This window comes from Streptomyces sp. NPDC059875 (assembly GCF_042731085.1).
Classification (GTDB): Bacteria; Actinomycetota; Actinomycetes; order Streptomycetales; family Streptomycetaceae; genus Streptomyces.
Genome location: NZ_JBHWJZ010000004.1, coordinates 212,460 through 237,464, shown reverse-complemented (window position 1 = coordinate 237,464; position 25,005 = coordinate 212,460). Strand labels below are relative to the sequence as shown.

At 68.1% G+C, this 25,005-nt stretch carries 8 protein-coding genes; 1 reads left to right on the top strand and 7 read right to left on the bottom strand.

Annotation, left to right across the window (positions count from 1 at the left end):
* Positions 1 to 118: 118 nt before the first annotated feature.
* The 7 genes from ACFV9D_RS06960 to ACFV9D_RS06930 form a co-directional block, all read right to left on the bottom strand.
* On the bottom strand, positions 119 to 10,111 hold the full coding sequence (locus ACFV9D_RS06960; protein WP_385142067.1) for a LamG-like jellyroll fold domain-containing protein: 9,993 nt from the start codon (positions 10,109 to 10,111) through the stop codon (positions 119 to 121).
* A 349-nt stretch (positions 10,112 to 10,460) separates the two neighbouring features.
* The gene (locus ACFV9D_RS06955; RefSeq protein ID WP_385142064.1) at positions 10,461 to 10,940 is read right to left on the bottom strand and encodes a hypothetical protein; all 480 of its coding nucleotides are present in this window, start codon (positions 10,938 to 10,940) and stop codon (positions 10,461 to 10,463) included.
* Positions 10,919 to 21,577, bottom strand: coding sequence for a LamG-like jellyroll fold domain-containing protein (locus ACFV9D_RS06950; protein WP_385142061.1), 10,659 nt, complete (start codon positions 21,575 to 21,577; stop codon positions 10,919 to 10,921). Before ACFV9D_RS06950 ends, ACFV9D_RS06955 begins: the two co-directional genes overlap by 22 nt.
* A 233-nt stretch (positions 21,578 to 21,810) precedes the next feature.
* Positions 21,811 to 22,413 carry a BMP family ABC transporter substrate-binding protein gene (locus tag ACFV9D_RS06945; protein ID WP_385142058.1) on the bottom strand — a complete coding sequence of 201 codons (603 nt, stop codon included), beginning with the start codon at positions 22,411 to 22,413 and terminating at the stop codon, positions 21,811 to 21,813.
* Positions 22,410 to 22,925, bottom strand: a complete 516-nt coding sequence (locus ACFV9D_RS06940) for a hypothetical protein (protein ID WP_385142055.1) — start codon at positions 22,923 to 22,925, stop codon at positions 22,410 to 22,412. Before ACFV9D_RS06940 ends, ACFV9D_RS06945 begins: the two co-directional genes overlap by 4 nt.
* A 91-nt stretch (positions 22,926 to 23,016) precedes the next feature.
* Positions 23,017 to 23,763 (bottom strand): N-acetyltransferase, encoded by a 747-nt coding sequence (locus tag ACFV9D_RS06935; protein ID WP_385142052.1) that lies wholly within the window; start codon positions 23,761 to 23,763, stop codon positions 23,017 to 23,019.
* A gap of 68 nt (positions 23,764 to 23,831) precedes the next feature.
* A complete protein-coding gene (locus tag ACFV9D_RS06930) occupies positions 23,832 to 24,506 on the bottom strand; it encodes an HNH endonuclease family protein (RefSeq protein ID WP_385142049.1) in 675 nt (224 codons plus the stop codon).
* Positions 24,507 to 24,629: 123 nt separating this feature from the next.
* Between ACFV9D_RS06930 and ACFV9D_RS06925 the strand changes: the two genes are divergently transcribed.
* Complete coding sequence (locus ACFV9D_RS06925; RefSeq protein ID WP_385142046.1) at positions 24,630 to 24,833, top strand: antitoxin; 204 nt, start codon at positions 24,630 to 24,632, stop codon at positions 24,831 to 24,833.
* The last annotated feature ends 172 nt before the right edge of the window (positions 24,834 to 25,005 follow it).

The window sequence follows — 25,005 nt, the reverse complement described above, 5'->3', positions numbered from 1 at the left end:
GCCCCCCCCCACCCAAAACCCAATAATAATTACAAAACTACCCACAGTCAACTGGGGGGGGCCCCTCTTATTTTTCGGGGCGCCCCGCCCCCTGTTCGTGTATCCCGGTCAAGCTACCTCAACGAACGTTCCCGTGAGGAGACCGGGGATTGTGGATGCTCATGGTCTCGGTCCACGACACCACCTGCCTCTTCTCGGAAAAACGCCCCTTCGCGTAGTCCTTGTTGAGCGGCTCCGCGATGTTCTTGTCCCACCACGGGCTGTAGCCACCGAGCATGGGGTGCGTATGCGTCGCCGAATTGATGGTGCTCGGGTTGTCGACGAAGAACTTGACGGTCGCCTTACCCGTCGCCTTGTTCACGCCCACGACCCGGTACCTCAGTGTGTACGAGCCGAGGAAAGCGGCGGACGAGTTCGTGGTGAAGTCCCGACGAAGCTTCTCCGCCGAAGTCCCGTGCTCGTCATTCTCACCGAGCTGGTGCGGACTGTTCTTCCACGATTCGCCGCCCTTGAGCACCCCGTCCTTGATGTCGGCGGCGATGCTCTTCCGCGTGTCCTGCACGTGGTAGTGCCCCTGCAGGATCCTCGTGAAGCGGTCGTTTCCGTCGAAGTACCGAGTTTTCGGCCCCTTTCCGCTCACCCACTCGAACCCGAGGTCCCAGCCCGTCGGCTGACTCGGGGTTCCGAACCAGTCGGGATGGTCCTTGCGCAGCTTCGGCTCCATGGCGAGGACCCCGTCCGCAAGGTTGTCGAAGACCGCGTGGACACCGGCGATCCAGCCCTTGGCGACGAGCCTGCCGCCGGTCTCCTTCACCCTGTCGACGGCTCGCTTCATCCCCGAGGACACGGCTCGCTTGACGGCTCGCGTGACCTTCCGGAACTTGGTGACCGCCCTCTTCATGAGCTTCCGATACGCGTCGCGCGCCCTGTTGGCCTCGTTCCTCATCCGCTTGGCGACCCGGACCACGGCGTGCCTGACACGCTTGATGGTGCGCTTGACGTACCTCTTGATCTTCCTGACGCTGTCACGCACGAACCTGACGGACTTACGGACCGCCCGGTACGTCTTCCGGATCGCCTTCTTCACCGCCCGCTTGACACTCCTCGCCACCTTGCGGACGACCTTCGCGGTGCGCTTGACGACCGACTTGACCTTCTTCACAGTGGAGTTGACGGTCTTCTTGACCTTCTTCGTGACCTTCTTCCACGCCTTGTCGATGAAGCTCGGCCAGTGCCCGGTCGGGTCGGTGGCCGTCATCGGATTGGCGTCCGCGTATGCGTAGCGGTTCGCCGTCACGGACGTCGGCAGCGGGGAGAGGGCCACCGTGTCACGGCTGTTGAACTGGCCGGTCTGCGGTGAGTACCAGCGAGCGGCCATGTTGACCTTCGCCGTCTCCGGGTCGGTCCAGCCGGACTGGTAGCCCAGGCTGCCGATCATCCCGGCCGTCTCGCTCACCTTGCCGAAGGGGCTGTAGGTCCGCGAACCGGTCAGCGCCTCGGCGGAGTCGGTGAACTGCGCCACCACGTCGTCGTGCAGGTCCGTGAGGGCCAGCACGGCGGAGGCCGCGGTCTTCACACCCACGAGCGAGCCGTCGGCGTTGCGGCTGTAGGACGTCACACCGTCCGAGGCCACATCGTTTCCGACACCGCTGTACTGGAACGAGTACAGCGCGGTGCCCGTCTCGTCCTTGGCCTCCAGCAGACGGTCGCTGCCGTCGTACGTGTAGGTCCGCTTGCCTTCGCTGATCACGCGGTTGAAGGCGTCGGCCTTGATCGCGGTGCTGCCCCCACCCAGGTCGGTGACCTGGCTCATCGTGCCGCGCGCGGTGTACAGGTACGAGTTGCGCCCGTCCGAGGTGAGCCGGTTGCGGGCGTCGTACGTGTACGTGTCCGCGCCCACGCGGGTCCGGTTGCCGGACGCGTCGTAGCCATGGGCCTCCGTCGTGGTCCCGTTGTTCCAGGAGGTCAGACGGTTGGCCCGGTCGTACGTGTAGGTGTTCGTCGAAGAACCCGCGAGACCCGTGGTCGTCTTCGACGTCTCGTTGCCGTTCGCGTCCCAGCCGTAGCCGATCGAGGAAAGCACCTTGCCGGTCGGAGAGGTCAGCTTGTCGCTGGTCATCCGCTCCAACGCGTCGTACTCGAAGGTCCGCTTGGACTTCCCCGTGCCGTAGTCGATCTGCGTGACCTTCTTGTTGACGTCGTAGCTGTAGGTCATCGTCGAGCCGGTGGCTCCGTCGTTGACCGTCTTCAGCAGACCGGCCGTGTCGTACCCGAAGGTCGACGTGCCGGACGCGTCGGTACGTGACATGGCCGCCCCGTCACCGTTGTAGGTGAAGGACGAGGCGCCCGAGGGACCGGCCGTGGAGAGCAGCAGGCCCCGGTCGTCGTACGTGAAGGTGTTCTTCTCGACATCCGAACCCGCGACGGCCGTCAGACGGTCGTCCGAGTCGTACTCGTACGTGTGGTCGGCCGTGACGGCCTCGGCGCCCGTGCCCGTCTGGCGGACGAGCCGGTTCTCCACGTCGTACTCGTTGGTGACGGTCACACCGCCCGGGGAGCGGTGCTCCTTCGCCCGCCCGCCGGCGTCGTACACCGTGGTGAAGGTGCGGTCAGCCGGGTTCGGGTGCGCCGGGGTGGACGGTTCGATCTCGGACTCGGGAAGCCCCCAGCTGTTGTAGGTGGTGAGGAACGCGTTGCCGCGGCCGTCGGTGAAGCGCGTCCGGTGGCCCGCCGCGTCATAGCCGAAGGTCGTGGTGATCGACTCGGTGGCCGAGACCGGCTGCACCGCCTTCGTCACGACGCCGGAGGCGTCGGTCGTGAGGGTGGTGGTGTTGCCCCGGTAGTCGGTCACCGACGTGGGGTTACCGGCCCGGTCGTACGTGGAGCTGCTGGTACGCAGCACCGCGCCGGTGGCGTCCAGGTCGCTCGTGGCGACGAGCTGGCCGAAACCGTCGTAGGTGTTCCTGGTGCTCGTGCCGTCCGGGTCCGTCGAGGTGAGGACCTGGCCGTCGGCGTCGTAGGTGAACCTGGTGATCTGGCCCGCGGAGTCGGTGACCTCCGTCGTCTCCCCCACCACGTTGTACGTGAACGACTCCGGGATACCGGTGGCGCTCACGGTCCGGGACAGCTCGCCGCCCGGAGCGTTGTACTCGTTGATCACCGTGAACGCCCGCTGCGTCGGCTGCCGGACGATGTCCGTGACCGTGAGCTGGTTCCCCAGGTAGTCCCAGGTGCCCTCCTGGCGCGCTCCGTTCGCCCGGGTCGCCGACAGCTGGTCGCCGTTGCCGGAGTACGTGTACGTGGTGACACCGCCACTCGGGTCGGTCACCGAAGCCACCTCGCCGAGCTGCGTGTACGTGTACGCGGTGCGGCTGCCCAGCGAGTCGACCTCCGCGGAGACCTGACCGAGCTTGTTGTACTCCATCCAAGACGTGGCCGTCGTCGGCGTTGCGGCACCCGGCGCGGTATAGCTCGGAAGCCTCGTCGAGGTCTCCTGCCCCTCGGCGTCGTACGCCGTGACCGTGACGTTGCCGAGCGTGTCGGACGTCTCGGTCTGCTCACCGAAGGTGTTGTACCCGGTCATGGACACGGGGCGGATGGAGACCGGGGTCCCTCCGTTCTGCTCCGCGTTGACCGTCGGCTCGGTGACGCTGGTCTGCTGATGGGCCTCGTCGTAGCCGTAGTCGGTGACGTTGCCGTTCTCATCGGTGGTCGACAGCGGCAGACCCCGCTGGTCCAGCTTCGAGGTCGTGGAGCGGACGGAGCTGCCCGCGGCCGGGAGCGTGCCGCCCTTGACCGCGGAGACCTGGGCCGCGGTCAGCGCCTCGCTGTAGACCTGGACGTCGTCGATCCCGCCCTTGAACTCGTAGTCGTAGTTGTTCGTACCGTACTGGTGGCGGCCGATCTGCAGCGGTCCGGTCGCCTCCCACGGGGAGCTGTGCGGGACCTCCTGGGCGAGCGTGCCGTTGACGTACAGGCGCAGCTTGCCGGCCTGGGCGTCGTACACGCCGACGAGATGGGTCCAGACGTTGGCGACCGCCGCGGACGGCGCGGACACCGCCCGGTCCCACGTCATCGGGACCGCGTCCGCCTTCGGACGGATGAACGCCCAGCCGGTGCCGGCCGCGTAGTACAGCGCGAAGCCGTAGACGCTGTCGGCGTTCTGGGAGAGCACCGTGCGGCCCGTGGTGAGGTCGGACAGCTTGGCCCAGGCGGAGACCGAGAAGCTGCCGGCCGTGTTCACGACCGGCTCCTGGGTCTGCGCCCAGGAGTTCACGTCACCGTCGAAGACGGTGCTGCCGCCCCGGTCGGTGTTCCAGTGCACTCCAGTGCCATGGGTACCGGTGTGGTTCGCGCCGGACGAGTCGGCCACGGAGAAGCCCGTGGTCTCGTCCAGCTTGTACCGGGCCACCGGAGCCGTGGTGCCGTCGTGGACGGTGGTGCCGGTGGTGTTGCCCAGGTTGTCGTACAGGTTGTCCGACATGGAGACCTCGCCCGTCGTCGGGTCGGTCTCCGTCTCGGACACCACCCTGTCGTCCGGGTCGTAGCTGACCTTCGACGTGCGGGCGAGCCCGTTCGGGTCGAGGACCGAGCTGGTCGTGCGGTCGGCCGCGTCCACCGTGAACGTGGTGCGTGTGCGGCCGTCGTTGGTGATCTGCTCGATCAGGTTGCCCGCGGCGTCGTAGGTGTTCGCCTGCTCCGTGAACTGCTTGCCGGACTGCGGGTCCTTACGGACCACGGTCGCCGACAGGCCGTCGTCGGTGTAGGTGTACGCCGTCACCCAGCCCATCGCGTCGGTGATCGACGCGAGCCGGCCCGCCGGGTCGTACGCCCGCGACTCCTGGACCAGAGTCGTCGGCGCCGACGGATTGTTCGGGTCGCCGGTGTAGTTCGCCAGGCTCGCCGTGAGCGGGCGCTTTTCGGCGTCGAAGGTGAAGGTGTTGACGTTCCCCGCGGGGTCCGTCTCCTTCGTCTTGTTGCCGTACGCGTCGTACTCGAACGACGTGGTGTCGCCGCCCGGGTCCGTCCTGGTCGCGACCTGATTGTGCGCGTCGTACGTCATCGACGTCGTCCGCGCCGTGTCACCACCGGTCAGGTCGGCGACGGTCTGCGACAGCACGTTGCCGTCGGCGTCGAACCCGGTCGTCGTCCGCGCCTGGTGCACCGCACCGGTGACCCGGTTGGTGACCTTCGGCGACGTCTCGGTGAGGACCTGGTCGTTCTTGTCGTATGTCTGTGAGGTCGTCAGACCCGCGGGATACGAGTCGGAGAACTCGGTCCTGGTCAGCTGCCGGCCGAGGTTGTCGTACGTGTACGTCACCTTGCCGCCATTGGCGTCGATGGTCTCGGCGAGATCACCGTTGGCGAAGTACGTGTTCGACGTCTTCTTCCCCGCCGCCGTGACCACCTGGGCGACCAGACCCGCCGGCGCCTTGGCGGTGCCGCCTTCCGCCGCCGGGGTGGCGGTGGTGGTGTAGGTCGTCGACACCGTCCGGCCGCTCGGATGGCCGGCCACCGGCGGCGAGGTCACCGCGGTGACGTTGCCGCCCGTGTCATAGGCGTAGCTGGTGAGATAGGTGTTGTCCGTGGGGCCCGAGGAGCGGCCGTCGCGCTCGGTGAGCAGCAGGTCGTTGCGCAGGTCCATCGGCGGGAACGCCGTCGTGGCGTCCGGATAGTACGTGTAGTACGCCGTCGAGCACTTGTTGGCCGCGGTGTCCTGGCAGCTGGTCTGGGAGACCGCGTTGCCCCGGACGTCGTGACCGGTGATGGAACGGTTGCCGTTGGCGTCCGTCACGGTGTGCAGGAAGCCACCCGTGTCATAGCCGTACGTCGTCCGCTTGCCCTCCGTGTCGATCGCGGCCAGCAGACGGTTGCCCAGCTCCGCGTCGTACACATAGGTCAGCGTCTTGTCCTTCGGATCGGTCAGCTTGACCGTCCGGACCGGCGCGACACCCGAGGACGCCTTGAACGCCGACCAGTGCCGAGCGACATCGCCCTCGGACAGACCCTTGGAGTAGACCGAGACGTCGGCGATCGAACCAGTGAAATAGCTGACGGCATCGGGAGAGCTGTACCAGTTCGTGGCGAAGCCTCCGCCGATGAACGTGCGTGCCGTCGCCTGGCTGTTGGCCGCGCCGGTGCAGGTGCCCTGCTTGACGCCGTCGAGGTAGAGCGTCTGCGTGGTACCGGTGGCGGAGATGACCGCGTGGTGCCAGACATCGTCCGTGACGCTCGCCGTGGAGCCCAGCGTGGCAGCGGCGTTGCAGGTGCTGCTCCACCAGTGGCCATGCAGCTTCCCGTCCGCACCGACGTAGAGCACATCGCTGTACGCCCCGCCGACACCCGCCGGGTCGTCCAGCGCCCGGGCCTGGTCGCTCATGATGACGCCCGGGTTGGCCGTCTTGAACCACAGCTCGACGGAACGGTCGGGCTTGTTGTGCCAGAGGTCGTGCGGCACCTCCACAAAGGAGCTCGTGCCGTCGAACTGGGCCGCCGTCGCGTCACCGGCGCCGAACGGCCCCGCCACACCCTGCGTCACGTTGTTGTACGTGCCGAAACCGGTGTGCAGCTCGTTCGCGGCCTGCGCCGCGCCCTGGGTGTCGTCCAGACGCCAGTATCCGGCAGGAGCGGAGCCCATCACGGCCGAGCGGTACACCTGCGAGGAGCCGGTCACGGTCGCCGGATTGAGCTTCCACGTTCCGCCGTTGGCATCGGTGGCCTGGAGGACCAGGTCGTCCGTGGTGCCGTAGACGACCGAGGCCTGGGTCTTGCCGCCCGGGGTGGTGATCGACTGGAGCAGACCCGCCGAGTTGGTGCCGGCCAGGTACTGGGCCTCGACCACGTCCCGGGTGAGCGGCTCGGCGTAGATCGCCACCTCGGCGAGCTGGCCGGCGAAGTGGCCGAGCTTGTCGTTCGGGTTCATCGCGGGCCAGCCGTTGGTGTTCACACCCGCGCCCAGCGTGATGTACGGGGTGTTCCAGTCCTTGATCTGACCGGACTTGGTTCCCTGTGCGACGCGGTCCAGGTAGAGGGTCTGAGTGGTGCCCGCGCCCGTGAGGACCGCCTGATGCCACTTTCCGTCGTTGACGGCGGCGGCGGAGGTGATCGGAGTCCCGCACAGCCCGGTGGCCAGACAGCCGCGGAGCTTGCCGTCGGTGCCGACGTACAGCGCCGGGGTGTTGTACGCCGTGGATGCGACCGGGTCGGCGACGCTCAGCGGCTTGTCGCCGTAGTAGAAGAGGACGCCACCGGCCTGCGTGGTCTTGAACCACAGCGAGATCGTCGTGTACGAGGGCGTGGCGCCGGGAGCGCTGGGCATCTCGACGTACGAGGTGGTGCCGTTGAAGGTGGCCGTCTTCTGCGTGGAACCGGCCAGCAGGCCCGCACTGCTCAGGGTCACATCGTGGTGCAGACCGTTGTACTTGCCCTGGTTGACGTCGACGGTGTCCTTGCTCATCGTCTCGCCGGTCGCCTCGCCCAGTCGCCAGTAGGCGAACGGGTCGGCGTCCAGGACCGTGGTCCGGTGGTGGTTGCCGGTGGCGTACGTGTACGTCGTGCACTTGGTCCAGTCGGCCGGCGGGCACACCTTGGTGAGCTGGTCACCGGTGTAGCCGTACAGCCAGGTCTGGGCGGAGGTGGCGTCGCCCACGGTGGCCGGGTCGGTGGTCACCTTCTCGACGTGCCAGGCGGTGGCGCCGGTCGGCTGGAACCAGGTGAGACCGAGCGAGCGCTTGGACGTCGTGTTCGTGATCTTCGTCAGCCGCTTGTTCGCGTCGTACGTGAACGTCTCCGCCCGGCCGCCGAAGTCCACGATGCCGGATATCGCGTAGACCCCGGCCTTGCCGGTGGCCTGCGTGAAGGAGTAAGCGGTGAAGTCCTTGTCCGTCAGCTTGTAGCCGACGGCCGGGGTCGTCACCGCCTCCAGACGCGCGTAGCGACCCAGCGGCGGCACGAACGTGCCGTTGGTGTTCCGGCCGAACGCGACCTGCTCACCACCGGGGTAGGTGATCACGACACTGGTGACCGTACCGGCGCCGTCCTTGACCTCGGCCGCCTTCATGTCCACGACCGTCGACCAACCGGCACCGAAGGCGCTGTCGATCCGCGGGTCGAGGCTGTTGTAGGAGCGGTCGATCTCCAAGGACGGGCCGACCACCTCCACATCGGCGTCGGTGTCCTCGGTCGTGTAGTTGCCGTCGCTCGGGTCGAACTCATGCCCGTCGGTGTTCATCGACAGGCCCGACGTGACCGGCGGCTGCGGAACGGCCGTGGTGAAGCGGCTGGACTCCGTGACCTGTGTCGTGCCGTCGCTGACGCCCACGTACCAGATGTAGTTCTTCGACCAGCTGAGCTTTCCGGCAGGCACCTTCCAGGAGCGCTCGGCCGAGGCCGCTGAGGCCGCGACGGGCGTCGTGCTGCCGCTGTCCGCGTCGTAGACCTCGAAGGTGTACGACAGCGGGCTCGGCCCGCTGTCGGCGTCGCTCGCGTAGACGAGCAGCTCCGGCTGAAGGGTCTTGGCCTGGAAGTTCTCCGACGGGTACTGGGCGTTGACCTGCGGCGCGCTGTTGGCCGTGTAGGTCAGCTCCAGCGCCGGACGGAAGCCGGCGGTCGCCGAGTTGTCCGAGTGGAACTTCTTCCAGTGCAGCATGTCGTTGGTCGGCGCGGTCATCGCGAGACCGTAGTTGGCGGCACCACCGGCGACCTGGTTGAACCAGGTGGTCGACAGCGAGACCGGCATCTTCACGCCGACGCTCGTGGAGTTCGCGTCGTTGGAGCAGGACGCTCCGGGCGCGGGCGTGGCAGAACCGATGGCCGCGCTGTACGCCGGACCGGGGTAGGTCGTGGTCGTGGTCGGCGACCACGACTGGGCCACCGGGTGCACGGAGAACACCTCGGCCGCGCAGGTCGAGGACCAGATGGCGTACACGTTCAGCTTGGCAGCGGTGACCCGTTGACCCGCGAGCGTGGTACCCAGAGAGGGGAACTGCAGGAAGGAGTTCGCCTTGTTGACGCCGGAATCGTACGAGCCGACCTTGATCATGTTCTCGGTCGAACGGTCCGCGGCGTAGTTGCTCTGGACGTACGTGGTGTTGGACGCGGTGACCGTCGGGTCGACGGTGACGGGGTAGACCCGCGCGGGGTCGTCCAGCCAGGCACGGTCCGCGGTCATCCGCAGCGCCGGCTTGCCGTCCACGGTGGTGAGTTCGTAGTCCACCGCCCGCGACTGCGTGGCATCACCCGAGCGCGGGTCGACCTTGGAGTCCTCCATGAACGCGTGCGGGATGGTCGCGACGACCTTCCCGTCGGCACCGGTGAACTCCACGTCGCCGTCGGCCGAGATCCGCGGAGTCAGTCCCTTGACGGCGAGGGGGAAGATCCAGGAGTTCGCCGCGTCCGGGGAGCGCAGGACGATGTTCTCCTTGAAGCCCTCAGCCAGGGGCACGAGCTGCAGGTCGGTGTCGGGCAGAACGCCGGCGTAGGTCACCGTGCCGTTGGCGGCGACGGTGGGCTCGGACTTCGTGGCTCCCCGCAGCGCATAGGCGAGGGAACGCCCCGCGCCGAAGTCGACGGAGGCGAGCTGCTGGTCGGCGGCGTCCGGCGCGAACTCGACGTCGAGCGAGTTGGCGCGCTGCTGGAGCCTGCCGTCCGAGTCCTCGGTCAGCCGGGTGTCGATCGGCTTCCATGCACCGTCCGCGGCCTTGAAGTTGGCGCGGCCGCTGTGGTGGCGGACGGTGGTGGAGCCGTCGGCGTTGACGTAGTAGTCCGAGGTCGCCGAGGACTTCTTCGCGTCGCGCTTGCTGGTGCGCGCGTCGAAGCTCTCGGCATCGCCCGGTGCGGCCCCCGACGTGGCCTGCTCAGGCTTGTCGTTCTGCCGCTTGTACGGGTCGAGTTCGCCCTTGCCCTTACCGGGCTTGCGGCCCGCGTCGCCCTCGGCGCTGGTGGCGTCGGACGAAGCGTGGTGCCCCTTGCCGGCGGCGGTGCCGCCCTGCTGGTCAGGGGTGTCGAGAGGGTTCTCGTTGGCCCAACTCCAGAGTCCGGAGAGGGAGAGTTCGGGCATGCGGACCGGCGAGAGCGTGGCCCCCATGGCCATCGCGGTCTCGGTGGTGAGCATGCAGGAGAAGGAGGTCAGGACAAAAAGAGCCGTAGCCCTCAGCCTGCGCCTACCGGGACGACCCGGTGGGGACAGCCGAGGGCTACGGACCCAACGTGCGTGCATGGACGCGCCTTTACTTATGCGTTGCCTACAAAGCTTCGCGAGCCTGCCCTATGCATGTATGCCAGTTCTACAGCTGACCAGGCGCTTTACGAGACTTTTACCCGACGCGGGCAACCTGTACCGGACTCGACGCCTGAGGGTTCTTGACGGACCGTCTGACAGCCTCCGATACGGCATGTTTGAGCGCGTCACAGCACGACGAAGCCCCCCGCAGGACCTCCGGGGGGCTTCGCCATTCAGCTGACTACTCCGACGGGATCGTCGCCACCGTCACCCGTCCGTCCTGAAGGTATTCGATCAGAACGGGGGCCCCAAGGGGGTGGATCCAGAAGTGCATGTCCGCACCCATGAGGTCCTCGGCGCGGCGAATCGCCACTTCCACGGGCATCTCGACATCCGGCATCGAGAGGTCGCCCCAGAAGATGACGGCCGACTGGCCCTCCCCCACGTACGGGGAGAGGTACTCGGTCGCCACGCGCACCCAGTCCTCATCGGTTTCGCACATCTCCCGGGCGGTGTACGGAATCCGACTCCAATCGAGATCCGCGCCACCGGCGACGGGAAACCGGGAAAGGCTCTCCCCTCGCAGTTCGCGGGTCTCCTCGGCCGTCAGCTTCCGAACACGACGGCCGTCCGGGTCTCCGGCGTCGTTCATGAACGCCGGGAGGTAGTCCGGCTCGGTTCCGTAGAACTCGTATCCGCTCACACGTTCCTCCTCAGCCACGGTGTCACGCTGGTTCCGGGCCACCTGATGGCGTACTTCCTGACCGTCGACTTCTTACCGGTCATGACGTTGATGTGCGTTCCCTTCTTGTCGTCAACGTCGAGACGGAACTCCCGGTAATCACCGTTGCTCCTGCCTCTGAAGCCCGTGACGCGACCGAAGGTCTCCACCGCGGCCTCCAGGGTTCCCCTCATGGTCTTCCTGGACCCCACGTCAAGCCTGCCGACGATCTCAAGACCACGGTTCCTGGCCTGCTCGAAGGATCCCGCGTCCACGGTCACCTCGCTCGTCGGGTCCTCCGGGTCGCAGTCGCAGACCCGTGAGTGCCCGGGCTGCGAGCCACCGCAGTTGTGCACCAGCACCGCTGCGCTCGGGTCGACCGCGGCGACCTCGTCGGCCGTCTTCACCAGGTTGTCGGCGAGCACGAAGTACGTGTGCAGGCCCTCGACGCTCAGGTCGTACGTGACGCGCTCGGCCGTGTACGACTTCACCTCGAGGATCGACGTCGGCAGACCGTCACCGCTCTGGAGCTTCAGCCCCACCTTGAGGTCGCCCGCCTGGGTCCAGGCGTTGCGGACCATCTCGTAGAACTGGTGGTGCTTGGTGGTCTGGATCGTCTTCGGACCGGCCTTCGTGGCGACGACGACGTCGACGTAGTCACGGTCGGTCTTGGTGACGATCAGCTCCTTGACCCGGTGCTTCTCCTTCGTCTTCTTCCCGGGCTCGGCCGTCAGGACGGAGTCCCCGACCTTGACCTTGGAGATCGGCTTCGTCGTGCCGTCGGCCAGCAGGACCGCCGTGCTGCCGGTGAAGCTGTGCGGAGTGCTACCGCGCCGGATCGGGCAAGCGCCGCCGCCTGCCGGCTGGGGTGCCGGCTGGGCGTCCGGTGTCGGACCCGCCTTCGACTTCGGCCCGCGAGCGCTGCCCGCCGCGCCGAAGACGCCTCCGGTTGCCGCACCCACTGCCGTGGCCTTGGCCGCGCCGGCGACGCTGCAGCCTTCCTCGCTGTTGATGCACGAGGTGCCGTACTCGACAGCGCCTTCCACAGCGCCTTCGGCCGCGTCTCGGGCAGCACCGCTGGCCACCCTGCCGCCGACTCCGGAGAGCAGACGGCCTGTCGCACCCGCGGCGAGGCCGCCGAGACCAGCCGTGGCGGCACCGGTCACGGCACCGATCGCGACCGCGCCGAGGAAGCCACCGATCGACTTCGGGCCGTCGCTCATCATGTAGCCGACGCCGTTGGCCGCCGCGCCCGCGAGGGCCGCGCAGCCGACGGCACCGACACCGGCCGTGATGGCCGTGCAGCCCGCGAAGACCGCGATACCGGTGGCCACCGAGGCGATGGTGGAGGCGTGTTGCTTGACGAAGTTGGCTGTGGCCTTGGCCGCCTTCTTGACGGCTCTGCCGACCTTCTTGGCTGCCTTGACCACCTTCTTGGCTACGTGTTTGACCGCCTTGGCGACCTTCCGCACGGCCCTCTTGACGTGCTTGACGACCTTGTGGGCATAGCGCTTGACCCGCTTGTAGGTGCGTTTGACGTATCTCTTGACCTTGCGGACGCTGTCGGCCACGTACCGCACGGCCTTACGGACGTGCCTGGCCGCCTTCCTGACCGCCTTCTTGACGGCCCGCTTGACGCGCTTGGCGGCTCGCTTGACGGCCTTGGCGACCTTCTTGACCGCCCTCTTCGTCTTCTTCCAGGCCGACTTGACCTTCTTCTTGACCTTCTTGACGACCTTCTTGACGGCCTTCTTCGCCCACTCGAACCAGTGGCCCGTCGGGTCGACACCCGTCATCGGGTTGCCGTTGGCGTACGCGTACCGGTTGGCATTGATCGACGCGGACGTCGGGTCGAGACCCACCGTGTCGCGACTGTTGAACTGGCCGGTCTCCGGCGAGTACCAGCGGGCGGCCATGTTGACCTTGGCCGTCTGCGGGTCGGTCCAGCCCGACTGGTAGCCGAGCGCGCCGAGCATTCCGGTGCTCTGGACGACCTTGCCGAACGGCGAGTACGTCGTCGAACCGGTCAGCGCCTCGCCCGCCGCGGTGAACTGGCCCACCACGTCGTCGTGCAGATCGGTCAGCGCCAGCACGGCCGACGCCACCGTCTTCACACCGAGCAGCGAACCGTCCGCGTCGCGGCTGTAGGACGTCACACCGTCCGAGGCCACCTCGTTCCCGGCGCCGCTGTACTGGAACGAGTAGAGCGGGGAGCCCGTCTCGTCCTTGGCCGCCAGAGCGCGGTCGAGGCCGTCGTACGTGTACGTACGGTCGCCCTCGCTGATGACCCGGTTGAAGGCGTCCGCCTTCACCGCGGTCGTCAGGCCGCCTTCGTCGGTGACCTGGCTCATCGTGCCGCGTGCGGTGTAGGCGTACGTGCTGTGCCCGTCCGAGGTGAGCCGGTTGCGGGCGTCGTACGTGTACGTGTCGCCGCCCACGCGGGTCCGGTTGCCGGACTTGTCGTAGCCGTAGAGCTCCGTCGTCGTCCCGTTGTTCCAGGACGACAGGCGGTTGGCCCAGTCGTAGGTGTACGTGTTCGTCGAAGAACCTGCGAGACCCGTGGTCGTCTTCGACGTCTCGTTGCCGTTCTCGTCCCACCCGTAGGTGATGGACGACAGCTCCTTCCCGGTCGGCGAGGTCAGCTTGTCGCTGGTCAGCCGCTGCAGCTTGTCGTAGCCGAAGGCGCGCTTCGACTTGCCCGCGCCGTAGTCGATCGACTTGACGTTGTTGTTGACGTCGTAGTCGTAGGTCATCGCGGTGCCGGTGGCCCCGTCGTTGACCGTCTTCAGCCGGCCGGCCGTGTCGTACCCGTAGGTCGACGTACCCGACGCGTCCGTCCGCGTGGTCATCGCACCGTCGCCGTTGTAGGCGAAGGACGAAGCACCCGAGGGGCCGGACGTCGACAGGAGCAGACCGCGGTCGTCGTAGGTGAAGCTGTTCTTGGTGTCTCCCTCGCCCGCGACACCGGTGATCCGGTCGTCCGCGTCGTAGTCATAGGTGTGGTCGACCGTGGTGGCCTCCGCCCCTGTACCCGTCTGCCGGACGAGTCGGCTCTTGACGTCGTACTCGTGCGAGACGACGACACCACCCGGGGAACGCATCTCCTTGACGCGTCCGCCCAGGTCGTAGACGGACGTGAACGTCCGGTCCGCGAGGTTCGGATGCGTCGGCGTCGACGGCTCGATCTGCGACTCCGGAAGCCCCCACGAGTTGTACGTCGTCAGGAACGGGTTGCCCCGACCGTCGGTGAAACGCGTCCGGTTGCCCGCCGCGTCATAGCCGTACGTCGTCGTGATCGACTCCGTGGCCGAGACAGGCTCGACCACCTGGGTGATCAGACCCGTCGCGTCGTACGCGTAGGTCTGCGTGTGACCCCTCGCGTCCGTCATCGACACCGGGTTGCCCGCACGGTCGTACGTCGAGCTCGTGGTGCGCAGCACCGCGCCCTGCGCGTCCAGGTCGCTGATCGACGTCAGCTGTCCGAACCCGTCGTAGGTGTTCTTCGTGCTGGTGCCGTCCGCGTCCTTCGCGGTCAGGACCTGGCCGTCCATGTCGTACGTGAACGTCGACACGTTGCCGGCGCCGTCGGTGTGCTCGACGACCTCGCCCTCGGCGTTGTACTTGTACGACTCCGCGACCCCGGTCGGGGACACGGTCCGGGAGAGCTCGCCGCCCGGAGCGTTGTACTCGTTGATCGCCGTGAACGCCCGCTGCGTCGGCTGACGCACGATGTCCGTGCTCGTGACCGGACGACCCAGGTAGTCCCAGGTGGTCTCCTCACGGGCGCCGTTCGGCCGGGTGGCCGACAGCTGGTCACCGTTGGTGTCGTAGGTGTACGTGGTCGTACCGCCGCCGGGCTCCGTGACCGAGGCCAGGTCGCCGAGCTGCGTGTACGTGTACGTGGTGCGGGCACCGAGCGGGTCGACCTCGGCGGTGACCTGGCCGAGCTTGTTGTACTCGTTCCAGGCCGTGGCCTTGATCGGCGTCGAGGATCCCGGCGCGGTGTAGTCCGGCGACGTCGTCGAGGACTCCTGGCCCTCGGCGTCGTATGCCGTCACCACCACATTGCCCAACGGGTCGGAGGACTCCGTCTCCTCACCGAAGGTGTTGTAACCGGTCATCGAGACAGGACGGACGGAGACCGGAGTCCCGCCGTTCTGCTCCGCGTTGACCGCCGGCTCGGTGACGCTGGTCTGCTGGCCGGCCTCGTCGTAGCCGTAGTCGGTGACGTTGCCGTTGGTGTCCGTCATCGACAGCGGCAGACCGCGCTGGTCCAGCTTCCACGACGTGGAACGGACCGAACTGCCGACAGCCGGGAGCGTCCCGCCCTTCACCGCGGAGACCTGCGACGCGGTCAGCGCCTCGCCGTAGACCTGGATGTCGTCCAGGGCACCCTTGTGGTACTCGGCGTAGGCACCGCTCGCCTTGCGGCGGCCGATCTGCAGCGGACCGGACCCGTCCCAGGGCGTGCTGTACGCGGCCTCCTGGACAAGGGCTCCGTTGACGTACAGCCGGATCTTGCCCGCCGCCTGGTCGTACACGCCGGCCAGGTGGGTCCAGGTGCCGGCCGTCACCGCGGCGGTGCCGGAGGAGGTCCGGGTCAGGGTGGGAGCGGCCATGTCGGCCGACGGACGGTTGAACGTCCAGCCGTAGGTGGTGGAGTAGTACAGCTGGAAGGTGTTGCCGACCGCACCGTCCTGAGCCAGGAAGGAGTGGTTGGCGGTCTTGTCGTCCAGCTTCACCCAGGTCGCGACCGAGAAGCTGCCGCCGGTGTTGACCACGGCCTCGGACGTGGAGCCGTAGCTGCTCGTCGTGCCGTTGAAGACGGCCGCGCCGCCGCGCTCGGTGGAGCGGGTGACGCCGCTGGTCAGCGTGGCCTTGTTGGTACCTCCCGAGGAGTCGCCGGCCGTCGTTCCGCTGGCCTCGTCGAGCTTCCAGCGGCCCACCGGCGCGGTGGTGCCGTCGTGCAGGGTGTTGCCCGTGACGTTGCCCAGGTTGTCGTAGCGGGTGTCCGTCGTCGAGGTCTCACCGGTCGTCGGGTCGGTCTCCGTCTCGGACACCACGTTGTCGTCCGGGTCGTAGGACACCTTCGACGTGCGGGCGAGCCCGTTCGGGTCCAGGACCGAGCTGGTCGTACGGTCGGCCGCGTCCACCGTGAAGGTGGTGCGGGTCTGACCGTCGTCCGTGATCTGCTCGATCAGGTTCCCGGCCGCGTCGTAGGTGTTCGCCTGCTCCGTGAACTGCTTGCCGGACTGCGGGTCCTTACGGACCACGGTCGCCGACAGGCCGTCGTCGGTGTAGGTGTACGCCGTCACCCAGCCCATCGCGTCGGTGATCGACGCGAGCCGGCCCGCCGGGTCGTACGCCCGCGACTCCTGGACCAGAGTCGTCGGCGCCGACGGGTTGTTCGGGTCGCCGGTGTAGTTCAGCAGGCTCGTGACGAGCGGACGGTTCTCGGCGTCGAAGGTGTAGGTGTTGACGTTCCCCGCGGGGTCCGTCTCCTTCGTCTTGTTGCCGTACGCGTCGTACTCGAACGACGTGGTGTCGCCGCCCGGGTCCGTCCTCGTGGCCAGCTGGTTGTGCGCGTCGTACGTCATCGACGTCGTCCGCGCCGTGTCACCACCTGTCAGGTCGGCGACGGTCTGCGACAGGATGTTGCCGTCGGCGTCGAACCCGGTCGTCGTACGCGCCTGGTGCACCGCACCGGTGACGCGGTTGGTGACCTTCGGCGACGTCTCGGTGAGGACCTGGTCGTTCTTGTCGTACGTCTGCGACGTCGTCAGACCGGCCGGGTTGGCGTCGTTCACCTCGGTCTTGGTCAGCTGCCGGCCGAGGTTGTCGTACGTGTACGTCACCTTGCCGCCATTGGCGTCGACGATCTGCGCGAGATCACCGTTGGCGTAGTACGTGTACGACGTCTTCTTGCCACCGGCCGTGGTCACCTGCGCCACCAGACCAGCCGGCGCCCGGTACGTACCGCCCTCCATCGCCACCGTGTCGACGGTGGTGTAGGTGGTCGTCGCCGTCCGGCCGCCCGGGTGGCCGGGCACGGGCGGCGTCGTCACCGACAGGAGCTGGCCGGCCGTGTCGTACGCGTACGACGTCAGATACGTGTTGTCCGTCGGGCCCGCCGAACGGCCGTCGCGCTCGGTGAGCGGCAGGTCGTTGCGTAGGTCCATGGTCGGGAACGCGGTGGTCGCGTCCGGGAAGTACGTCGTGTACTCCGTCGAACACTTGTTGGCCGCAGTGTCCTGGCACGTGGTCTGGGAGACCGCGTTGCCCCGGACGTCGTGACCGGTGATCGAGCGGTTGCCGTTGGCGTCGGTCACGGTGTGCAGGAAGCCACCCGTGTCATAGCCGTACGTCGTCCGCTTCCCCTCCGTGTCGATCGCGGCCAGCAGACGGTTACCCATCTCCGCGTCGTACACGTACGTCAGCGTCTTGTCCTTCGGATCGGTCAGCTTGACCGTCCGGACCGGCGCGACACCCGAGGACGCCTTGAACGCCGACCAGTGCCGAGCGACATCGCCCTCGGACAGACCCTTGGAGTGGACCGCGACATCCGCGATGGAACCGGTGAAGTAGCTGATGTCGGCGGGAGCGCTGAACCAGCCCTTCGCGAAGCCGGCGCCGATGTACGTGCGGGCGTTCGTCTGGTCCTTGGCCGCACCGCTGAACGTGGCCTGCTCGACGCCGTCGACGTACAGCTTCTGGGTGGTACCGGCGGCGGAGAGCACCGCGTGGTGCCACTTGTCGTCGGTGACCACGGACGTGGAGCCGAAGTCCGTGGTGCCGGAGCCGGAGACGCTCCACCAGTGGCCGCGCAGCTTGCCGTCGGCACCCACGTACAGCAGCGGGTTCCAGCTGCCGGTGACCCCGGCGGGGTCGTCGATGGCCTTCTGCTGGTCGGAGATGAGCACACCGGGGTTGGCCGTCTTGAACCACAGCTCGACGGACCGGTCGGGCTTGTTGTGCCAGACCCCGTACGGCACCTCCACATAGGAGCTGGTGCCGTCGAACTGGGCCGCCGTGACGTCACCGGCGCCGAACGGACCCTCCACACCCTGCGTCACGTTGTTGTACGTGCCGAACCCGGTGTGGATCTCGTTCGCGGCCTGCGCCGCGCCCTGGGTGTCGTCCAGACGCCAGAAGCCGGCCGGGGCTTCGCCCATGACCGCGGAGCGGTACACCTGGGACGAACCAGTGATGGTCGCCGGGTTGAGCTTCCAGGTACCGCCGTCGCCGTCCGTCGCCTGGAGGACCAGGTCGTCGGTGGTGCCGTAGACGACCGAGGCCTGGGTCTTGCCTTCCGGGGTGGTGATCTTGTTCAGCAGACCGGCGGACCGCTTGGCGGCCTGGTACTGCGCGGAGATCACCGAGGCGGGAAGCGGCTCGGCATAGATGGCCACTTCTGCCATCTGGCCGGTGTAGTGCCCGAGCTGGTCGTTCGGGTTCATCGACGGCCAGCCGTCGGTGTTCACACCGGCGCCGAGGGTGATGTACGGCTGCACCCAGTCGTTGATGGTGCCGCTGAGGGAGCCCTGGGAGACACCGTCGAGGTACAGCGTCTGGCTGCTGGCCATACCGGTGAGGACGGCGTTGTGCCACTGCCCGTCGGTGACGGTGGCGGTGGAAGTGATCGTCGTCATGCAGCCGGGCGACATGGCGAGGCAGCCTCGCAGCTTGCCGTCCATGCCGACGTAGACCGCGGGGGTGTTCTTCGTGGTGTTGGCGACCGGGTTGGGGTCGCTGAGCGGCTTGTCACCGTAGTAGAAGAGGACACCGCCGGCCGTGGTCGTCTTGAACCACAGCGACACCGTCGTGTACGAGGGCGTGGCGCCGGGGGCGCTGGGCATCTCGACGTACGAGGTGGTGCCGTTGAAGGTGGCCGTCTTCTGCGTGGAACCGGCGAGCACGGACGTGCTGCCCAGGGTCACGTTGCGGTACGTGCCGTTGTACTGACCCTGGTTCGTGTCCACCGCGTCCGCGGCGACCGTGCCCGAGGTCTCTCCCAGGCGCCAGTAGGCGAACGGGTCGGCGTCCAGGACCGTGGTGCGGTAATGGTTGCCGGTGGCGTACGTGTACGTCGTGCACTTGGTCCAGTCGGCGGGCGGACACACCTTGGTGAGCTGGTCACCGGTGTAGCCGTACTGCCAGGTCTGCGCCGTGTTCGCGTCACCCGCGGTGGACGGGTCGGTGGCGACCGTCAGGACGTGCCAGGCGGTGGCCCCGGCCGGCTGCGTCCAGGCGAGGGTCAGCGACCGCTTGGACACCTCGTTGGTTATCTTCGTCAGCCGCTTGTTCGCGTCGTACAGGAACGACTCGGTACGGCCGGCGTAGTCCTTGATGCTGGATATCGCGTAGACCCCGGTCTTGGCCGTGGGCTGCGTGAAGGAGTAGGCGGTGAAGTCCTTGTCCGTCAGCTTGAAGCCGCCGGTCACCGCCTCCAGGCGCGCGTAGCGGCCCAGCGGGGGCACATAGGTGCCGTCGCTGTTGCGGCCGAACGCCACCTGCTCACCACCGGGGTACGTGATCACCACGCTGGTGATCACGCCGGCGGAGTCCTTGACCTCGGCCGCCTTCATGTCGACGATCGTCGACCAGCCGGCGCCGAAGGCGCTGTCCACCCGCGGGTCGAGGCTGTTGTACGAGCGGTCGATCTCAAGCGACGGACCGATCACCGGGACATCGGCGTCGGTGTCCTCAGTCGTGTAGTTGCCGTCGCTGGGGTCGAACTCGTGGCCGTCGGTGTTCATCGACAGACCCGAGGTGACCGGCGGCTGCGGCACGGCCGTGGTGAAGCGGCTGGACTCGACTACCTGCGTGGTGCCGTCGGTGACCTCCACGTACCAGTCGTAGTTCGTGCTCCACTTGAGCTTGCCCGCCGGGATCTTCCAGATGCCCTTGGTGAGCGCGGCAGAGGTGGCGACGGGCGTGGTGCTGCCGGAGTCGGCGTCGTAGACCTCGAAGGTGTACGACAGCGGGCTCGGACCGCTGTCGGAGTCGCTCGCCTGGACGATCAGCTCCGGCTGGAGGGTGTTGGCCTGGAAGTTGGCCGGCGGGTACTGGGCGTTGACCTGCGGCGCGCTGTTGGCCGTGTAGGTCAGCTCCAGGGCCGGGCGGAAGCCGGCGGTCGCCGAGTTGTCCGAGTGGAACTTCTTCCAGTGCAGCATGTCGTTGGTCGGCGCGGTCATCGCGAGACCGTAGTTGGCGGCACCACCGGCGACCTGGTTGAACCAGGTGGTCGACAGCGACACCGGCATCTTCACGCCGACGCTCGCCGAACCCGAGCTGTTGGAGCAGGACGCTCCGGGCGCGGGCGTGGCCGAGCCCATGGCGGCGCCGTACGTCGGTCCGGGGTAGCTGGTGACGCCGGACGGGGTCCAGGACTGTGTCACCGGGTGGACCGAGAACGACTGGGCGGAGCAGGTCGAGGACCAGAGCGCCCACACGTTCAGGGTGGCGGCGGTGACCCGCTGCCCCGCGAGCGTGGTGCCCAGCGAGGAGAACTGCAGGAAGGAGTTCGCCTTGTTGGTGCCGGAGTCGTACGAGCCGACCTTGATCTGGGTCTCCGTGGAGTGGTCACCCGAGATCGTGTTCTGCGTGTACGTGGTGTTGGACGCGGTCACCGTCGGGTCGACGGTCACGGGGTAGACCCGAGCGGGGTCGTCCAGCCAGGCACGGTCCGCGGTCATCCGCAGAGCCGGCTTGCCGTCCAGGGTGATGAGCTCGTAGCTCACCGCCCGGGACTGTGCGGCATCACCGGAGCGCCGGTCGACCTTGGAGTCCTCCATGTACGCGTGCGGGATGGTCGCGACGACCTTCCCGTCGGCGCCGGTGAACTCCACGTCGCCGTCGACCGCCATCCGGGGCGTCAGCCCCTTGGTCTCGAGGGGGAAGACCCAGGAGTTCCCGGCGTTCGAGGACTTCAGGACGACGTTCTCCTTGAAGCCCTCCGCCAGCGGGACGAGCTGGACATCGGTGTCGGGCAGCACGCCGGCGTAGGTCACCGTGCCGTTGGCGGCGACGGTGGGCTCGGCCTTCGTGGCGCCCCGCAGCGCGTACGCCAAGGAACGCCCGGCGCCGAACTCGACCGAGGCCAGCTGCCGGTCGGCGGCGTCCGGCGCGAACTCGACATCGAGCGAGTTCGCGCGCTGCTGCAGACGACCGTCGGTGTCCTCGGCCAGCCGAGTGTCGATCGGCTTCCAGGAACCGTCCGCGGCCTTGAAGTTGGCACGGCCGCTGAAGTGGCGGACGGTCGTCGACCCGTCGGCGTTGACGTAGTAGTCCGAGGTGGCCGTGGACTTCTTCGCATCGCGCTTGCTGGTGCGGGCGTCGAAGCTCTTGGCGTCGCCGGGGGCGGCGCCGGTCTTGGCCCGCTCGGGATTGTCGGAGTGCCGCTTGTACGGGTCGAGTTCACCCTTGCCCTTACCGGGCTTGCGGCCCGCGTCGCCCTCGGCGCTGGTGGCGTCGGACGAAGCGTGGTGCCCCTTGCCGCGGGCGGTGCCGCCCTGCTGGTCAGGGGTGTCGAGAGGGTTCTCGTTGGCCCACTTCCACAGGCCGGAGAGGGAGAGTTCGGGCATGCGGACCGGCGAGAGCGTGGCCCCCATGGCCATCGCGGTCTCAGTGGTCAGCATGCAGGCGAAGGAGGACAGGACGAAAAGAGCCGTAGCCCTCAGCCTGCGCCTACCGGTGCGACCCGGTGGAAACAGCCGAGGGCTACGGACCCAACGATTACTCATGGGCGAGCCTTTACTCACGCGTTGCCTACAAAGCTTCGTGAGCCTGCCCTATGTGCGAACACCCGTCGCACTCAGGGTCCCGCACTTTGCGTGATCTTTACTCGCCGCGAGGAACCCCCGCTTGACCTCTACGCTCCGAGGTCCTTGACGGCCTGTCTGACAGCGTCCGCTACAGCACTTTTGAGGCCTTTGCCGGAGGTCACGAGTGCCACATTTCCGGCACCCTTCGAACCGTCGACGACGACGAACCGGACCTTGGGGTACTTCCCGGCACCTTCCTCCACAGCCTTCACCTGCGGGGCACCGGAGGCGAGGACGACATCGCACTGACGCTGCATCAGCCCGTTGAAGAACGGCTGTACGTTCTTGGCCGACTGCTCCCCCATCACGGGCACGAACGTGACCCGGATCCGCGTCTCGCCGGACACCTGCTGCATGCCCTCCCAGACGGGGGCGGCCGGCGCACCGGTCACGATGCCCTTCTCGTCCGTGAGGAGGCAGGCGTCGAAGTCCTTGTACTGACGGGCCCGCGGGTCAGGTGGCCCGTCCTGCCCACCGCCGACGAAGAGCCAGACCGCGAGGAGCCCCAGGACCACGACGGCCGCGCTCGCGACCGTCCAGCCGGCGCGACCCCGGAGCGAGCCGGCGGCGGCGGCGAGGGCGCGCGATATGAGGGAGGGCGTGGGGGTATCGCGCTTGGAAGAAGTACGCCAGGTCCGTCGGGTCTTCATCGTCCCTGCTCCGACTGGTCCTGGCCCGACGGGTCCTGCTCCGACTGGTCCTGGCCCGACGGGTCCTTGCTCAACAGGACCTTGCCGGACGGGTCCTCGCCGGACCGGTCCTCGCCGGACGGGTCCTCGCCGGACGGGTCCTCGCCGAGCAGGACCTTGTCGTCGCCCACCTGCTGCTTCGCGGGGCGGACGGCCAGGCAGTGCGCGGCCGCGCCGATCGTGGAGCCGAAGAGCAGCAGCACGTCCAGCGCGAACTGCGCACCATGGGTGTCCTCGGGCGACAGCCCGATCTGGAACCACCAGCCGACCGTCACGGCCGTGAAGCCGACCGCCGCGAGCCAGTCGGCACGTCCGCCCCGGCGCAGAGCCAGCACCAGGGAGGGCACCACCCCCAGCACCCCGAGGGTCAGGAACGGGACGACCGCGAGTGCCAGCCGGACCGGCAGCCCGGGCAGGGCATCCCGTGGGGCCGGCGGGGCGGCCGGACTTTCGAGGGCGACGACTTGGTTCACGATCGGGGGCCTCTCGGGGGCGGGGACGTACGGCAGCGACGCCGTACCGTACAACCCGCGTCCCGACGGCTCTCCCCCGGGTCGCCCGGTACTACAGCGAGTGACGCACCCATACGTTCGGCTCGACGTAGACCGCGTAGCCGCGCGAGGCCTCGCAGTGCACCGGTACGAGCGCGCCCTCGACCTCGACCGGGCCGTCCGTGTCGAACGGCAGCCCCGTCCACGCGCGCCACTGCTCCACGGACCCGCCGATCGTCATCGAGGCCGGGGCGACCGCCTCGATCGTGGCGCCCGCTCGGACGTGGACGCGCAGCCACGGGTCGTGGGGCAGGCCGTCCGACTCGCGGGTGCGGAAGGCGTACTCGTGGATGGAGGACGCGGTCTCCAGGTGCTTGCCGTTGGGGCGGACCGGGGCGACGACCTCCGAGAAGCCGAGCGCGCGGGCGTTGTCCCGCATGGCGGCCAGCATCCGCGCCGAGAGCCCCTGACCGAGCGCGCTCGTGTCGACGGTCACCTCGATGGCGCTGACGGTGTCCGGGGTGCGCCCGTGCCGCCGGTCGGAGAACGCCCACAGCAGCACCTGGTCCCAGCCGGTGGCGGGCAGTGCGCCGCGGTCCTCCGTGTGGAGCCGGAAGGGGACGCTCAGCGCGCGGGCGACGACCTTGCCGTCGGCGTCGGTGGCGACCAGGACGTACTCCGGCAGCTCGGCGACGATCCGCCCGAAGTGGGACCAGCCCACGGGATCGTTGAGCACGAACTCCGGCCAGAGGTCCTTCATCCCCCACATCGGCCCTTCGAGTTCAGGGCGTTCTGCGAGGGTGGTTATGTTCAGCTCCATGAGAGGGCAGGCTAACGACCGTTCGCCGACCTCCCAACCGAATTAGCTCGGTCGCCGTCAGCCGCCGGTCACGGCAGCTTCTGGTCCGGGCAGCCGCCGAGGACCTTCTTCATCGCGTCGCGCTCGCCCCGGGTGACCCACACCCCGTACTTCTTCTTCACGGCGACCTGCGCGGCCACATAGGTGCACCGGTACGCCTTGTTGGGCGGCAGCCAGGTCGCGGCGTCCCCGTCGGACTTGCGGCGGTTGGCGGACGCGTCGACGGCGAGGAGATTCAGCGGATCGTTGGCGAAGCGGCGCCGCTTCTCCGCGTCCCACTGCTGCGCACCCTTCTGCCAGGCGTCGGAGAGCGCGACGAGATGGTCTATGTCGACCTTGCTGCGGCCGCGGACGAAGGCGACACGGTCGCCGGTGTACGGGTCGTCGGCGAGGACCCCGGAGGCGACCTTGCAGCGGCCGTCCTTGAGGCGGACGTCGGAGAGGTCCCGCTTGAGGATGTCGTCGCGGGTCCCGCAGCCGTTGCCGTCGACGTCCACCCAGGCCCGGCCGAACTTCTCCCGTTCGTACCCGGTCTTGGGGGCGCGGCCCTTGACGGTGAGGGTGTCCACGGCGGCGAGCGCGGGGCCGCCGCCCCCGGGGGCGCCCTCGGCCGGGGAACCGTCAGGGCCCGCCGTGCAACCGGAGGTTATGAGGACGGCGGCGGCAAGCGCGGCGAGGGGGAGGGTCTTCGGATAGCTGGGCACGCGGGGATCCTAGCCAGACACCTCCGTGGTCCAGACCATTGAGCCGTTCGGCGCGCGGAATCGACAAGGTGCGCGTAGCGTCGAATGAGCTGTTTGTCCCCTTCCGAAGGAGTCGCACACATCATGGGGATCATGGACAAGCTCAAGGGCATGATGGGTCAGCACCCGGACAAGGCCCAGCAGGGCGTCGAGCGCGGCGGCGACATGATCGACGAGAAGACCGGCGGCAAGCACGCCGCCAAGGTCGACCAGGCCCAGCAGAAGGCACAGGAGTACATCGACCGGCAGCGCGGGCAGGATCAGCCGCCGAGTCAGCCCCCGAGCTGACGGCTCCGCCTCCCGCCTCCCACGTCACAACCCACCACCCTCACCTCACACCTCCGGGCGGGGGGGGGGGGGGGGCCCCCCCCCCCCCCGGGGGGGGGGGGGGGGGGGGGGGCGGGGGGGGGGGGGGCGGGCGCGGGGCGCGCAGAGAGACCCCACCCCAAGGGGCGGGGCC